This window comes from Robiginitalea insularis (assembly GCF_052497835.1).
This window is the reverse complement of the sequence record NZ_CP199296.1, coordinates 2,748,741-2,764,653: the sequence shown is the minus strand read 5'-3', so window position 1 is coordinate 2,764,653 and position 15,913 is coordinate 2,748,741. Positions and strand designations below refer to the sequence as shown.

The following is a 15,913-nucleotide window of genomic DNA, read 5'->3' as shown; positions in this document are numbered from 1 at the left end:
CCAATTTCATTTAGTAGTCAGGTTGATTTACGTTTTATCTGATAAATAGATTCTTAATCCAATTTATTGAATATGCTCTCAGTTTCAACTTATCTTTCCTGATTAAAACAAGATTCAGCCCTTTCATTTAGTAGTTTTTAAATTAATTGTGAAAGTGACAGTTTAGTTCTTGCTAAGAATTTCTATGTATAAAAACCTTTTTAAAAAAATATTAGACAGGCTCAGCGCTTTGGTCCTTTTATCCGTTTTGTCTCCACTATTATTGATATTAATTGCATTGCTTTGGTATGTAAACAATGGAAGTCCATTTTTTCTTCAAACTAGGCCTGGAAAACATGGTAGAAAGTTCAGAATCATAAAATTCAAGACTATGCGGGACATCCCGGAAGGATCAGAAATAGACATACACAGCCTGAAAAGAGTCACTCCCTTAGGTGCCTTTATTCGAAAATATTCTTTGGATGAAATACTGCAGTTGATAAATGTTTTGAAGGGAGATATGAGTTTGGTTGGCCCCAGGCCTTTACTACTGGAATATTTGCCACTATACAATGAAGAACAAAGCAAAAGGCATAATGTACTCCCAGGTATTACCGGATGGGCACAGGTCAATGGAAGGAATACGATAAGCTGGGATGAGAAATTTAAACTCGATGTCTGGTATGTAGAAAATATTAGTTTTATACTTGATATGGAAATAATTTACAAAACTATTTTAAAGGTCTTTCATAAAGCGGACATAAACCAGGGGGAAGAAACAACCATGCCTGTTTGGAAAGGTAACAATGCATAAAATGGATACAACTTTTCAGTTTATGGTCGAGATTCTGAATTCTCAAAAAGCCATATCGAACTTCGAAGCTTTAATTTCTTCCCAGTGGGATAACAATCCATTTTATAGTTATGAATACCTTCTTCAAAAAGAAGATACTGATTATGATATTCTAATCTTCGAAATGTGGTCTGATAAAACCTGTGTAGCCCTATTGCCAATGATACGGCGGTCCTTCTCAAATTTTAATAAAGGGACTGGAGAATACTACGATGTGATATCTCCCTATGGATACAGCGGGCCATTGTTCAGAGAAGGATTAGATGAAGAAATGAGCAAGATGTTCTGGGATTATGTTGATAAATGGTACAAGGCCAACAACGTGGTGTCCGAATTTGTAAGATTCAGCTTAAATGGCAATGAAAAAGGATATTCCGGGACTTTGGTAGCCTCTCTGGAAAATGTAGTTGGCACTATACATAGTGACCAGGAATTACAATGGAAAAAGTTTCTGCCAAAAGTTAGGAACAATTATCGAAAGGCAGAAAAAAATTACCTCTCTTTCAAAGTATTTTCCAGCAAAGAAATTTCAAAGGATTTAATATACCAGTTCTATGAGATATACACGGAAACAATGGACAGAAATAATGCTTCTAAGAATTATTATTTCTCCATTAACTTCTTTGAATCCTTTATTCTAAAGAGACCTGAAAAATTTGCCTTGGCTTTCAGCTATTATGAGGAACAATTGGTTTCCGCCGAATTACTTATTATTCACCTAGATAAACTATATGCGTACCTGGGAGGCACCAGGAAAGATTTTTTTCACCTACGGCCAAATGATTTTTTGAGGGTAGAGATTCTAAGATGGGCTGCATCTGTTGGTTTGAAAAAATATATCCTTGGCGGTGGGAGGACTAATAAAGATGGTCTATACAAACATAAGAAGTCCCTATTCCCAAAAGAAGAAGACAGGATGTTCTACACAGGCCGTAAAATCATTTTAAATGACGTTTATAATCGACTTTTAGAAGATAAATTACGGATCAACAGCATACAAGTAAACGTAGAAAATGATTTTTTTCCTAAATACCGGAATCCTAATCTTAATAAATCCGTGAATTATTCCATTATTACAGATAAATCTGGTTGGAACAGTGTTATATCATTATTTAGTGATAGTGATGTCTATCACGGGTTTGATTATACCCAATGCAATTTAAAGGATAATGAAAATGCGATTCTATTCCTGTATGAGGATACAAAATCAAAAATTGCACTTTCCTTGATTATCAGGAAAATAGAAGACACCGATTATTTTGATGCCATAACAGTTTATGGCTATGGAGGCCCTCTTTCAATGGGGGAACTTTCAGAACAGTGCATTAAGGAATTTCAGAAGCAATTAAGCAATTATTTGAAAAAAAGCAATATCGTCACTGTTTTTGGGAGGTTGCACCCCTTTATATCTAATCAATACAAGTTATTGGCAAATCTGGGAATACTTAAAAATAAAGGAGATGTGGTTTACCTGGATTTACGGCAAAGCGAAGAGCAAATCATTGCTGGATATCAGAAAAGGCACCGTACACAGATCAATAAATACAAAAAAGAATGTACTGTTTTCATATCCAATACCGAACCTTCCATAGATGACTTTATATCCATTTATAATGAGAATATGGAAAGAGTTGGAGCAAGCAGCGATTATTACTTTGGACGGGATTATTATATAAAGCTGCTCCATAGCGATGACATTAAGGCAGATTTTCTTTTCGTACGGGAAAATGCAACAAATAAAGTCATCGGTGCTGGTATCCTATTTAAAAACAATCCTTATACACAGTATCATCTATCTGGTGCACGCGAGGAGGGGTTACATCTTTCCCCCGCCAAATTATTAATTGATGAGATGTGGAGGGTTTCTAAAAAAGAGGGGTACAAGTATTTTAATCTTGGAGGTGGTTTAGGAGCACAACAGGATAGTCTTTTTAGGTTTAAGTCTTTATTTTCCAATCATTATAAGCCCTTCTATGTTTGGAAATACATTGTTGATGAGGATGCTTATAATGATCTGGTAAACAAAAATTCTAAAGTAGAAAGCACAGATTTTTTCCCACTTTACAGAGGTTAGCTGTCCGAGTCGTTAAGTAAGGGTTAATTAATGATTCACAAAAAAGATTCAATCCTTTTTTATGGTTTGAATTATCTGACCCGCTACTAATTCCCTCCCATAATCATTCCAGTGCTGGTCGTAAATCAGGGTTACCGGTTTGACAGCCTTGTCCAGCGTAGGGCCGTAGTCCAGATACGAAATATCCTGCTCTTTTAAATGTTGAATAAATTCCTTGGGAAAGGTCTTTGCATCCAGTAGTAAAACAATCTTCCCGGTATCTGCGACCCATTCTTCCCACAACTTTTTGAAGTTCGACAAATACTTCTTTTCTTTTGCAGAAGGCGAGTTGTCGGTATCCCTGGGACTGTTATCTTTTGGAATCAAAACTGCCTTTAATTTTGATATGGGGCGGGTAATAGCGCTCAATAAGCCAATATTCTGACAATAGACCAATAATTTACTATTCTTTAAAAATCGGTAAACTCCTTTTTCGAGGCGCATCCGTTCCTGGCTTACTGAATAAGCATCCCTTCTGAGATCATCCGGATATTTTAGGTAAATAAAAATTTTGTCAATTTTTTGAAAAGCGGAGTCATAGGCCTTGATCAAATGGAGCTCATCTGCCAGGTCATACCCTGCATAGCCATACTCATAAACAGAGATATCCGGAAGCTGCTTCTCTATTTTATTTCCAATAGATTCGTCATAATCCTGGTGAAACCCCTCAATAAAGGAATCCCCCACCAAAGCAACTTCATATGCCTCATCTGTTGGGTTAAACTCCCTATAGGAATTAAATCCGCTGGCATTGATCCGGTATTCCCCCACATTTTGCCGACGGTTCCCAGTCACCGAATAACCGCTTTGATTAGGAACCCACTTCTCCACCCCATAAGAATCTATCATACGGGAAGGGGTGTCCTTATGTAAATGGAAGATGCGTACCAGCCCCTCTAACAGGCATATAATCAGCAGGCCATAAATCACAATCCGTACTATGAAATTCCGAATCGCCATGTCTTAGAATTGAAAATAAATAAAGGAGCGGTCTGTTCCACTATCGAAAAACAGCAAAAGCCCAAAGACCAAAAGTGTATAGACCAAGAGGCGCATCGCCCTTTTTTCAAAGGGAATGGGGCTTCGTTCATCCTTGCGGATACGGTATTCGTAGGCAATAAAAACAAGCAGAAGCACAAAGTAATCTAACATTCGGTATCCCTGGGGGTGGGAATAGTATTCAATATTAAATTGGGTGAACAATTGCCAGAGATAATCATTGGCCGCGCCCAGGTTTTCTGCCCTGAAATAGGTCCATGCGAGCGTGACCAACACAAAGGTGAGCCCAACCTGCAGGATTTCTCGCATATTCGTTTTCCAGCTGCCCTGCCCCAGATGCGCCCCAACATAAACCCGGTTTTTTCCCATTAAAAAAATAGGGATATACAAAGCTGCGTGTATCCCGCCCCAGATAATGAAGGTCCAGTTCGCCCCGTGCCAGAAACCGCTCACCAGGAAAATAATAAAGATATTCCGCAACGACTGCAACCTTCCTTCCCGGGACCCCCCCAGGGGGATGTAGAGATAATCCCGGAACCAGGTGGAAAGGGAAACATGCCAGCGGTGCCAGAACTCTGAGATATTCCTGGAAAAGTATGGGAACTTGAAATTAGACATCAACTCTATCCCAAAGAGTTTGGCCGTGCCAATCGCTATATCCGAATAGCCGCTAAAATCCCCATAGATCTGAAAGGCAAAAAAGATAAGCCCCAGGGCCAGGGTACTTCCGGAGTAATCTGTATAATTTACAAAAATATCATCTACCATCACCGCCAGGGAATCAGCAATAACCACCTTTTTAAAAAGCCCCCAAAGGACTAATCTCAGGCCATCAACAGCCTGTGGGTAATTGAATTTCCGATTGGAGGTTATCTGTGGAAGCAAATTACTGGCGCGTTCAATAGGTCCGGCCACTAATTGGGGAAAGAAGCTTACAAATGTGGCAAAGGAAATAAAGTCATCTGTGGGTTTTAATTTCCCCTTATAAATATCCAGGGAATAAGATAAAGTCTGGAAGGTGTAAAACGATATCCCGACGGGCAGCACAATATTCAGGGTCCAGAGAGCGCTTTCTGAATCCCCGGGCAAAAAGGCCTCTGCGAAGGAATGCACAAAGAAGTTGTAATATTTAAAAAAGCCCAGCATCCCGATATTAAACAGGAGGCTCAGCCAAAGGTATTGCCTCTTTCGGGCTTTCTTATCTGAGCGGTAAATGGCCTTTCCAACAATAAAATCGATAAGGGTGGAAAGGAAGATCAGGGACAGGAACCTATAATCCCACCAGCCATAGAACACATAGCTGGCCAATAACAAAAAGAGATTCTGGAGTTTGAGCTTTCGCTGGCAAACAAACCAGTAAACACTAAAAACTACCGGAAGGAAAATAAAATAGGCCAGGGAATTAAAAAGCATTTTCCTACTTATTTCGTCAGATGAAAATTTCCGATGATTAGATCGTCTAATCCTGTTGAAAAGAAACAGCGAATGGCGTCTTTGGGCGACTCCACAACTGGTTCTCCTTGAATGTTAAAGCTCGTATTGAGTACTACAGGTACTTTTGTCTTTTTACCTAATTTTTCAATCACCTCATAGTAACGCGGATGTAATTCCTTTCGTACTGTTTGCAAGCGGGCGCTTCCGTCTACATGTGTCACGGCAGGGATTACGCTTTGCTTTTCCGGAAGCACATTACAAACCTTTAGCATAAAGGGTGCCTCCACTTCCAGGTCAAAGAAATCGTCCTTGGCATCCACTATCGCTGAAGGTGCAAATGGCCGGTAGGCCTCCCTGAATTTTACCTCTGCGTTGATCTTATCTTTCATATCCGGAAAGGCCGGGTTCGCGAGAATACTCCGGCTACCAAGGGCCCTGGGGCCAATTTCCATTTTGCCCTGGAACCAGCCGATAATCCTGCCTTTCTCTAAAAGGCTGGCTGCTTTTTCACAGATGTCTTCATGGCGGGTGTACTTCAGTTTGGCACCTTTCAGTACTTTTTCGATTTCATTATTGGAATATTCAGTTCCCACATAAGGATCGAGATGCACGAAATTACGTTCCTTATTAAAGATTCCATTATAAAGGTAATAGGCGGCTCCTATAGCCGTCCCATTATCCCCGGCAGCCGGCATTACATAAACGTCCTTAAACTTGCTCTCCCGGACAATACGCCCATTCATAACACTATTAAGGGATACCCCTCCGGAGATAACCAGGTACTCTGCCTTTGTTTTCTGGTGCAGGATTTCACAGATTTCCAGTACCCGGTCCTCCAGCACGCGCTGAAAAGCCGCCGCTACATCCATATGATGCTTCTGGAAGTCTTCCCCGTGTTTCCTTCCCGGGCCAAACTCTTTGTAGAATTTTGGAGACAGGCGCTGCCAGTGCATATTCTGGAAGTTAAAATAGCTCAGGTCAAATTGCAGGCTTCCGTTCTTGTCTACCCAGACCATTTTGCCAACCTTATCCTTGTATACCTCGGCATCACCCATGGGAGCAAGGCCCATGGTCTTTCCTTCGTCATAACTGGTGCGGAAGCCGCAATACTGAGTTACCGCTTCATAAAAGGAGCCGAGTGAGTTCGGAAAAAAGCTTTCTCCCAGGCATTCAATTTTAGAACCTTCTCCATATCCCAGCCAGGTAGTTGCCCATTCCCCGGAACCATCTATCCCCAAAAGGGCTGCCTTCTGATAAGGAGAGACATAAAAAGAGCCCGGGGCATGGCTGTAATGGTGAGGTATAAAATGAACCTTAGGTCCGTTCTTTTTGGTGGTATAATGATACTTATACCAGTTCCAGAAACCCTTTTGCTTGTTGTAAGCATGTACAAACTCGTGGTTTACAAAGACCTTAAAAGTATTCAGGCGACCAGCCAGGTAGCCCAGCTTTTTCCCCAGGTTATGGGTGGGCTTGATAGAGATGGCAATATGGTCAATGTCGTTATACCCCAATCCTGCTATTTTAAGGCAGCGGTCTATCGCCATTTGTGGAAAAACCCTGGTGTGCTTATCGCGGTTCAGACGCTCTTCTTCTATAGCTGCAACTAATTGTCCATCAACTACCAGGCAGGCCGTTGAATCGTGGAAGTAGTAATTTAGGCCGAGTATTACCATAAAGGAATTCGTATTTTGACGTTGATAGGTGGGAGAAAACCCGGATTATAATTACTTAAGGACACAAGTATAGGGGATTCCTTTCGAACTGTAAAAAATTCCTTTCAAAATACTTTTTCTCTCGATAGCGGTATTTCATTAGGTATAAATTCAAGGAAACTGGTTATAGATTTAATGTATTTTTTATTTTAAGCACTTAAAATTCTGCTTTGTTCAGCATTCTGATAGTTGGGTTTAACGGGTTTATTTATAAGTATAGCTCATTCTGACTCTGGTTTTGAGGGAAACTCAAATTTTTCTTCATAAAATCAAAAAGAAATTTAAATGAATTGAGTGCGGCCATTGTTAAATCTATTATGGATTATTAACTTGAAAGATATTATCATCATAAAAATTAGAAATCATTCAATTAAAAATGGGAAATCCCTTTCTGTCGGAGTGTTTTCAATGGGTATGGCTGAGTCATTTCGGAGAAGGCCGCCGGCTTTTGCAACTGGTCTCAATACCCGATGTACCATTAATAAAGCATTCCAGATTTCCTGTTTTTTTTAATGTAGGTCAAACCCAAACAAAAGGATTTACATATACTCTGGATCCTAATAACACAAATAGTGAAAATAAGGGTAAATGTATCATTCTATACGATATTCCTTCTTATTTCGAACCTACAATAAAAGCAACAACCTCACAATTCACCATACTAAGAGCATTCCAATATAAAGGGTATCGTTGCAATCTTAAGGAAATTGATAGCGTTCAGTCTTACATGAAAAATGTAATTAGTTCTAAAAGCCGCGGAAAATTTAATAGGACGGTTAGAAAATTTGAAAAAGACTACAAGGCTGACTATCACTTCTACGGTATTGGTGCTGAAGAGTTAGAAATGAGAAAGCTCTTAGATATACTAGAACAATGGATGATAAAAAGATTTTCAAAGCTCAAAGCCTTTAACAACAATCTGAATCCAAATGAATGGGCATTTCATAAAGAAGCAACCCTAGCGCTCTTTGCGAAAAAAAAAGCGGGTATTTTTGCCGTATTAGCAGACAAAAAACCAGTAGCCCTTACTGTCCTGTATTTTTCGAATTCCATAGCCTACGATATAATTCGCAGTTTTGATATGGACTATGCTTCCTATCGCCCAGGAACTATCTGTACTCTTAAACAAATTGAATGGTGTATCGAAAAAGGTTATAAGTACCTGGATTTCTCGAAGGGGCATTTTGATTATAAAGAACGCTGGTGCAATGAACCTTATGACTTTGAATATCATATCCTTTTTGACAGAAAATCTTTAAGGGCACGGTTTAATGCTTATTTAGTCTTTGGTTACTACCGGTTAAAAACGTATTTGAGGAGGTTAGGTCTGGACCTTTTCTGGCAACGGTTAAAGTATTTGATTTCCTCCCGCGATAGGCTGGAATAAATGTCTTAGGGTACGTTTTTTACAGTCTTTCGCAGCTCCTGAAAAACTACGTAGATTTATACCTATAATATTTTAAAATCCCAATGCTACTTAAGGATCTGTTAAGCCCTCCTTCTCAACGCTTTATTTTTGATCTGTTTCTCTGCAACAGGCGCCCTCTTATTTTTAAATCGACACTGATAAATTCCATATCCGGTAAAACAATTGAGGTTGAGGATACTCACTTTAAGGAATTGAGGGTCCCTCTCCAAATTATGGACGTCCCCGATTACCTGAAGTACGGCCTGAGCGACAATGCTAGCTCTGTCCTTATTAAATCCCAAAAACAGTATCCGGGTTACCTGTTAAACCTACAGGATATTCAAAGTTCGGAAGCTTATATCCGCCAACATCTTAAAAAGCAGAATAGAAAAAACCTGTATGCCAAACTGAGAAAACTGGAACGGCTGCATGATATTACCTATAAATTCTATTTCGGGGAAATGGATCGCACTCTGTTTGACTCACTTTTTGACCAGTTTTACAAACTGTTAGAAAAGAGATTTGAAGAAAAAAAAACAAACAACAGGTACTTATCTGAATGGAAGGATATTGCTCACTTTACCTACCCCAAAATCCTGGGTAAGACCGCTTCCCTTTTTGTAATATTCGATGAACAAAAACCCATTAATTTTGGACTGAATTTTCATCTCGAAGATATCATGTTTGGTCATATTCAAACCTATGATACGACTTATGCGAAATACAATTTGGGAGATGTTAGCATGATAAAGTACATAGATTGGTGCCTGCTTCATAACATTTCTACCTTTGATCTTTCGATGGGGACAACTTCGTATAAATTGAAATGGAGCAATTATCAATATTCCTTTAACTATTTAATACTTTATTCAAAAAAATCCTTCTCTCAACTGTTATGGGTGAAATTAATGATCTTAAAACTTCGGACAAAACAATACTTAAGGGATAAAAACATTATAGGGAAATACTTTTCAATGGATGGAATAAGATACAGGCTTAAGAAATTGAATTTTATCCGGTTAAAGAGGTCAGGCTAACAAGTTAAGACCAAAAAAGTATCCGAAATGACAAGTACCTACAAATCAGCCCTCCAAGCAGCCCTCTCCGCTGGAAAAGCCATCCTCGATTTCTATAAAGAGGATGATTACGAACTGACCTATAAGGAAGACGACACTCCGCTTACCTCCGCAGACCTGGCCGCCAATACCATCATTACCGAGGCGCTTGCCGAAACCGGTATTCCCATCATAAGTGAGGAAAGCCTCGAGATTCCCTATGCGAAGCGCAAAAACTGGGAGCAGTGCTGGATTGTGGACCCCCTGGACGGGACCAAAGAATTTGTGAGCAGGAACGGGGAGTTTACAGTGAATATCGCCCTCTGCAGGCAGGGAAAGCCAGTGCTGGGCATTATTTACATCCCGCTTAGTAGGGAGCTGTATTTCGGGGATGTGGACCGTAAGGCTGCTTATAAGCATACTCTTGAGGAAGGACAACCGTTACCGGATAAGCTTTTTGCACCGGAGCACCGAATTTATGCGGCTAAAGCGGATCCAGCTGTATTGAGGGTACTATGCAGCCGCTCTTTCCGAGATCCGCAGACAGAGGCTTTTATCCGGGATTTGCAAAAGAAGCATGAAGCGGTGGAGATCATCTCAAAGGGCAGTTCTATAAAGTTTTGCTTGATGGCGGAAGGGAAGGCTGATTTATATCCGCGCTTTTCATCCATTATGGAATGGGATACGGCAGCCGGGCAGGCACTTTGCGAGGCGGCAGGCCTTAAGGTCACTACCATTGAAAGCGGGGAACCCCTCTCCTACAACAAAAAAGAATTACGTAGTTCCGGGTTTATAGTCGGGATGTCCTAATCAGGGAAAATGGCTTTGATTTCAATATCCACTCTCCGGTTGAGAGCGTGTTCGGAAACCGTACATGACACGCCATCCTTACAGGCGTTGAGTAATTCAGTCTCCCCTTTGCCGCTTGCCTGTAGGCGGCTCTGATCAATGCCCTGCTCCAACAGAAAATTCATCACAGCAGCGGCACGTTTCTCAGATAGCAGCTGGTTATACCCCGACGGGCCGCGAGCATCCGTATGACCGATTATTATAAAACTAAAATCTGAATAACGCTTCATCAGGCTAGCGATTCGCGCGAGTCTTTTAAGGTTTTCCGCTTCCAGGCGATATGAATCAAATCCAAACCCAATTGTACCGCTTTCGCTCAATTCGTTTTGCAGCGTATTGCGACGTTCTGTCTCTTGCTTCTCTGCCAACAACAGGGAATCTCTTGTCTGTTTTTCAGCTAACAACCGGTCTGCATTGCGTTGTTCTTCTGCCAGGGTTTCAGCCAGCCTTAATGAATCTGCAGACTGCTGGCGAAGGCTATCGAATTCTTTGAGAAGGGCTTCTTTAATTTTACCCTTTTTGCTAAGTGATTTCTTCAGGCCAAAACGATAAACGACCCCTGCTGCGTGTTGTATGTGGTTAGTAGCTTTATTTCCGAAAGACCACTTGCCTGAGGTATTCAAATCAAGGCCCCATCGATCCGAAAACCACAGGCGGAAACCAAAAACAGCGTTGTAGGTGGCCCTTGGTTGGTTATTGGCATCGGTATATCCCAGGCCTGCACCGAGATAAGGATCGAACAGCCCGGTTTCACCAAACAGTTTATTCAGGTCATAGCTCAGACGGCCATCCAGGCTCCAGTAGGGAATATCCGCATCAATAGTGATACCGTCTATAGTATTACCTTCAGTGTATCGGTTGTAAGCTCCTATAAGTTCTACCCCCAAGCCATTTTGAAAATAACGCCCCAAGCTTAGCCTGCTGGGATAGGGTACGGCGTTCCATTGGTTTTTAATTGTTGTAAAATCCCCCCAGGCATCTCCGGAATCATCCACGAAATTAAATCCCAATCCCAGGACCCAGCTACTACTGATAATACTATCCTTGCCATTGAGCTCCGGAATCTCCTGCTGAGCCGCACTTTTAAAGAAAATTAAGAAACAGAGAGTACTAAGTAGAATATTTGCTGATTTCATCACCTAAGACTTGGGTATTACAAAGGTAAAGCCTTCAAGAAGATGTAAGTTGTAAGGGTCTGTAAAATACCTGTATTTTCGCTGAAATATTTAAGGAGGCTTTTGCGGAATATATCCCTCCTACTGAGAGATAAATGCCTGTCCGATTAGCAACTATTAAATCGGATTAACGGCATGTGTTTGGAACGAAACAGTATCTATTTCATTTCAGCAAGTAAGTAAGACGTCGCTATGTTAATTCAACGCATCCTTAAAGCGCTCCTTATAGGCTTTTTTATAGACCTCTTCATACATCGGGAGGATGTTGTGGATGTCAAAGGTACAAGCCAGGTCAAATGCGCGCTGTTTGAAGCCCTCCAGCGTTTTATCGTCTTTCAGGATTTTCAGGGCATTGGTGACCATGTCTTCCACATCCCCTACTTCACTTAAGTATCCGGACACCCCGTGTTTGTTAACCTCCGGGATACCCCCGGCATTGCTGGAGATTACAGCCACCTTGTTGATCATCGCTTCCAGAGCCGCGAGTCCGAAACTCTCGGTCTCTGAAGGCAGCAGGAAAAGGTCTGAAAAACAGAGGATACGGTCAATCTCGTTGCTGTTCCCCAGGAATATCACTTTATCTGTAATGTCCAGACGCTCGCAAAGCAATTCTGCTTTCTCTTTTTCAGGGCCCTCCCCTACCATGACCAGTTTGGCCGGGATCTGCCGCTGTATTTCGTAAAAAATATGGATTACATCCGGTACCCGCTTGACTTTGCGGAAGTTGCTGATATGGGTAATGATGCGCTCATCCTCTTCGGCCATCATACTGCGCTGGCATTCCGTAAACTCCTGGGTGTATTTACTTTTATCGATAAAGTTGGGGATGACTGTGATCTCCCGGGTGATATCAAACAGCTCCAGGGTATCTTTTTTAAGGCTTTCCGAAACCGAGGTAACGATGTCAGATTTGTTGATGCTGAAATTGACCGCCGGCTTGTAAAAAGGGTGATTACCCACCAGGGTGATATCTGTCCCGTGCAAGGTAGTGATCATAGGGATAAAGATCCCTTCTTCCTCCAGCATCTTTTTGGCCATATACCCGGCGTAAGCGTGTGGGATGGCGTAATGTACATGCAGCACATCGATCCCGAAGATCTTGATAGTATCTACCAGCTTACTGGAAAGCGCCAGTTCGTAAGGCTGATAGTGGAAGAGCGGGTACTCCGGAACGTGTACCTCGTGGAAATGGATATTTTTACTGAGCAAATCCAGGCGGACGGGCTGTTTGTAGGTCACAAAATGCACTTCATGCCCGCGCTGGGCCAGGGCAATTCCCAGTTCTGTGGCGACCACTCCACTCCCGCCAAAGGTCGGATAACAAACAATGGCTACTTTCATATTTGCTAAATTACAGTTTAATTTTGTTCAGAACTGATAAGGGAATCATAAATCGCCTGCTGTATACGGGTACGGAGCCCGGAGCGGATCAGCAGCGTATTGGTGGAGGAAGGATAGGTACGGTTGGAGAGGAAAACGTAAACAATTTCCGTTTCCGGATCGGCCCAGGTATAGGTACCAGTAAAGCCGCTGTGCCCGAAACTCTTTCGGGAAACGCAACCACAGGTAGGTCCGGGATCTTCCAGCTGGGGCTTGTCAAAGCCAACACCCCGGCGGACGTTCTTATCGCAGAAATAGCATTTGTTGAATTTCTCCACGGTGCGGGATTCTATCAGACGGGAGCCGCCATAATAGCCTCCCTGCAGGTACATCTGCATGATCTTGGCCACATCATTCGCATTGCTGAACAAGCCGGCATGCCCCCCTACTCCACCCTGCATGGCTGCACCCATATCGTGCACATATCCCTGGATTTTCTGGTAACGGTAATAGTTGTCCAGTTCCGTAGGGATGATCTCTTCTTTCGGTAAGGTTTTCAGGGGGTTAAAGAGCGTGCGCGATGCCCCCAGCGGTTTGTACAAAGCCTCGTCGGCCAAAAGGTTCAGGGGTTTTTGAAGGGTCTCCTCTATATATTTTTTAAAAACGTAATAGGCCACATCGCTGTAGCGGTAGCGGTTAGACTTAAGGCTTTGACGGGCAATACGGTCGTAAATGGAATCTTTGTAAGCGTCGGTCAGATACAGGCGTTCGGCTACCTTAATGGAAAACCCGGCCTCGCTTTTGTTTCGGTAGAATTCAGAGGAAGGCTGTCGGTTTTTCCCCAGCGTATCCAGATAAAAGGCGATCCAGGAAGGCAGGCGCCCATAGTGGCTCAGCGCCTTCAGGACGGTTACATTTTTTAGTTCGGATTCGGCCAGTTCGGGGCTTAAATCCCCAAAAGTGGCATTCAGGCGGATTTGACCCCGCTCCTCCATCTGCATGAGCAAGGGAAGGGTTGCCAGGATTTTGGTCAGGGAAGCCAGGTCATAAACATCGGTTAGCTTTACCCCTCCTTCCGCATCATAAGCAGGCTTGCCAAAGGCCTTGTGATACACCACCTGGCCCTTTCTGGAAATGAGTACCTGTGCTCCCGGGAACATAAGCGAATCCAGGCCATCCTGCACCAGGCTGTCTACCCGGGCCAGTTTATAACGGTCAAAACCTACCCGTTCGGGAATACTGTACCCAAGCCGTTTGAGGCCTGCTGTTTGCAGCCCGCTGCCTGCCGGAAACGAACTGTGGGCGCTCACAGGGAGTTTACCCCGGGCCGGAAAGACCCCAAAAAGCATTTCCGCTGCGGTTTGCTGGGCAATTTTACTGTTCTGGTAGGCCATCACCAGACCGTCGATATTTTCGTAGGAGAGGATGTCCCTCAAAATATAGGGCCTGGCAAATACGGTCAGAATGACATTGGAGCTGCGCATCCGGCTGATTTCCTCCAGCCAGAAGCGTTCTTTTTCGGTAAAGGCGTGCTTTTTCCAGGGCGACTCGTTGGACTGGTGCATACCAATGATTACCAGGTTAAATTCCTCCAGTTTTCGGCTAAGACTGGCAATATCGTTGGCCGAAACTTCGGTAACATCTGCATATTGTTGCAGGCGCTCAAGAAAAGGGAGATGCGGGGCATCCCCAAGTTTTACGTAGGCGATTTTTTTATTTTCCAAACGCTTGATTCCCAGAATATCCACCTTGTTCTGTAAAACCGTTATGGCCCCCTCCATTGTCTTTTCATACAAAAGTGAATCTGCCGGCTGGTTCAGGTCTGCAAACAACCCGGGGATTGCAATGGGCTTAATTTGATGTAACCCCGCCTTGTATTTGGCTTTCAGGATCTTTTTGACCGAGCGTTCCAGGCGGGCCTCGCTGATGGTACCGTTTTTATAGGCCTCCAGGAAAACCGGGAAGTCCTGATCCAGGTCGGGTGGCATCAAAAGCATATCGTTTCCGGCCAGAAAAGCGGTCAGCGAGGTATTCTTCTCCCCGGTGTAGCCGGTAACTCCCTTCATATTGAGGGCATCGGTCAGGATAAGTCCTTTAAAGCCCAGTTGCTCTTTTAAAACCGTTTCGATCATCCGGGACGAGAGCGATGTAGGTTCTGTTTCGGAGCCTGTCAGGGCAGGAACATTTAAATGCGCGATCATTACACTGCTCAGACCCTGTTTGGAGAGCCTCCTGAAGGGCAGGAGTTCCACACTGTCCAGGCGCTGCCTTTCAAACAAAATCTGTGGCAGGGCCTTGTGGGAGTCCACAGCTGTATCCCCATGTCCTGGAAAGTGTTTGGCACAACTCAGGATTCCCGCGCGCTGCATGCCTTTCATCATCAGGCGGGCATGCCAACTCACTTTTTCCGGGTCTTCCCCGAAAGATCGGTTTCCGATAATGGGGTTGTCCGGATTGGTATTGATGTCCACCACCGGGGCGAAATTTATATGAACACCCAGTCTTTTTGCCTGTTCCCCGATGCGATACCCGATTTGCTCAAGAAGGGTACTGTCCTCAATAGCCCCGAGCGTGGTGTTCCAGGGATAGGCAAATGTAGAGTCCAGCCGCATGGCCAGTCCCCATTCGGCATCCATTCCTATCAGCAAAGGGGTGGAAGAAAGCTGTTGCAAACGATTGGTCATTCGGGCTTGCCGAACCGGTCCTCCGGTACTGAAGATTAGCCCGCCAATATGGTAATCCCTGATCCAACGGCTGATCTTTTGCAATTCGGCTTCCGGCCTATCAGAAGTTGCCATCACCATAAACAGCTGTCCGATGCGCTGCTCCGGGCTCATTGAGGCGTAGCGCTGGTTCACCCATCCGGCCTGTTGCAGGCTATCCACACTCTGCAGCGGGTCCTCCTGGGCGTTGCTATAGAAAACACAGCAGATGGCAAGGAACAGCACTAAGGCTTTCCCAGGCCGCTTTAGAATAAAAATGCTCAGCAGTTTTCTTAACATGAATAAACCAA

General features: G+C 43.3%; 11 protein-coding genes. 5 read left to right on the top strand and 6 right to left on the bottom strand.

Annotated features, from left to right (window positions below; genetic code table 11):
- Positions 1-184 precede the first annotated feature (184 nt).
- Together ACT6NV_RS12560 and ACT6NV_RS12555 are read left to right on the top strand one after the other, a co-directional pair.
- Complete coding sequence (locus ACT6NV_RS12560; RefSeq protein ID WP_445384790.1) at positions 185-793, top strand: sugar transferase; 609 nt, start codon at positions 185-187, stop codon at positions 791-793.
- 1 nt (position 794) lies between these two features.
- Complete coding sequence (locus ACT6NV_RS12555) at positions 795-2,906, top strand: GNAT family N-acetyltransferase (RefSeq protein WP_445384789.1); 2,112 nt, start codon at positions 795-797, stop codon at positions 2,904-2,906.
- 48 nt (positions 2,907-2,954) lie between these two features.
- On the opposite strand, the gene ACT6NV_RS12550 is transcribed toward ACT6NV_RS12555, so the two are convergent.
- From ACT6NV_RS12550 to ACT6NV_RS12540, 3 genes are read right to left on the bottom strand one after another with little or no spacing between them, the layout of a single operon-like run.
- Positions 2,955-3,905 carry a hypothetical protein gene (locus ACT6NV_RS12550; protein ID WP_445384788.1) on the bottom strand — a complete coding sequence of 317 codons (951 nt, stop codon included), beginning with the start codon at positions 3,903-3,905 and terminating at the stop codon, positions 2,955-2,957.
- Between the two features lie 3 nt (positions 3,906-3,908).
- Entirely contained in the window at positions 3,909-5,357 is a 1,449-nt protein-coding gene (locus ACT6NV_RS12545) for an MBOAT family O-acyltransferase (protein WP_445384787.1), read from the bottom strand.
- A gap of 8 nt (positions 5,358-5,365) precedes the next feature.
- Entirely contained in the window at positions 5,366-7,054 is a 1,689-nt protein-coding gene (locus tag ACT6NV_RS12540; protein WP_445384786.1) for a carbamoyltransferase family protein, read from the bottom strand.
- Positions 7,055-7,469: 415 nt separating this feature from the next.
- On the opposite strand from ACT6NV_RS12540, the gene ACT6NV_RS12535 reads away from it, so the two are divergent.
- The 3 genes from ACT6NV_RS12535 (at position 7,470) to cysQ (ending at position 10,366) form a co-directional block, all read left to right on the top strand.
- Positions 7,470-8,480, top strand: a complete 1,011-nt coding sequence (locus ACT6NV_RS12535) for a GNAT family N-acetyltransferase (protein ID WP_445384785.1) — start codon at positions 7,470-7,472, stop codon at positions 8,478-8,480.
- Positions 8,481-8,734: 254 nt separating this feature from the next.
- The gene (locus tag ACT6NV_RS12530; RefSeq protein ID WP_445384784.1) at positions 8,735-9,538 is read left to right on the top strand and encodes a GNAT family N-acetyltransferase; all 804 of its coding nucleotides are present in this window, start codon (positions 8,735-8,737) and stop codon (positions 9,536-9,538) included.
- 27 nt (positions 9,539-9,565) lie between these two features.
- A complete protein-coding gene (gene cysQ, locus ACT6NV_RS12525; RefSeq protein WP_445384783.1) occupies positions 9,566-10,366 on the top strand; it encodes a 3'(2'),5'-bisphosphate nucleotidase CysQ in 801 nt (266 codons plus the stop codon).
- Here cysQ and ACT6NV_RS12520 read toward each other — a convergent pair.
- From ACT6NV_RS12520 to ACT6NV_RS12510, 3 genes are all read right to left on the bottom strand, one after another.
- Positions 10,363-11,541, bottom strand: a complete 1,179-nt coding sequence (locus tag ACT6NV_RS12520) for an OmpA family protein (protein WP_445384782.1) — start codon at positions 11,539-11,541, stop codon at positions 10,363-10,365. The genes cysQ and ACT6NV_RS12520 overlap by 4 nt on opposite strands.
- 234 nt (positions 11,542-11,775) lie before the next feature.
- Positions 11,776-12,921 carry an N-acetyl-alpha-D-glucosaminyl L-malate synthase BshA gene (bshA, locus tag ACT6NV_RS12515; protein WP_445384781.1) on the bottom strand — a complete coding sequence of 382 codons (1,146 nt, stop codon included), beginning with the start codon at positions 12,919-12,921 and terminating at the stop codon, positions 11,776-11,778.
- Positions 12,922-12,938: 17 nt separating this feature from the next.
- Entirely contained in the window at positions 12,939-15,902 is a 2,964-nt protein-coding gene (locus tag ACT6NV_RS12510; RefSeq protein WP_445384780.1) for a glycoside hydrolase family 3 N-terminal domain-containing protein, read from the bottom strand.
- Positions 15,903-15,913 lie beyond the last annotated feature (11 nt).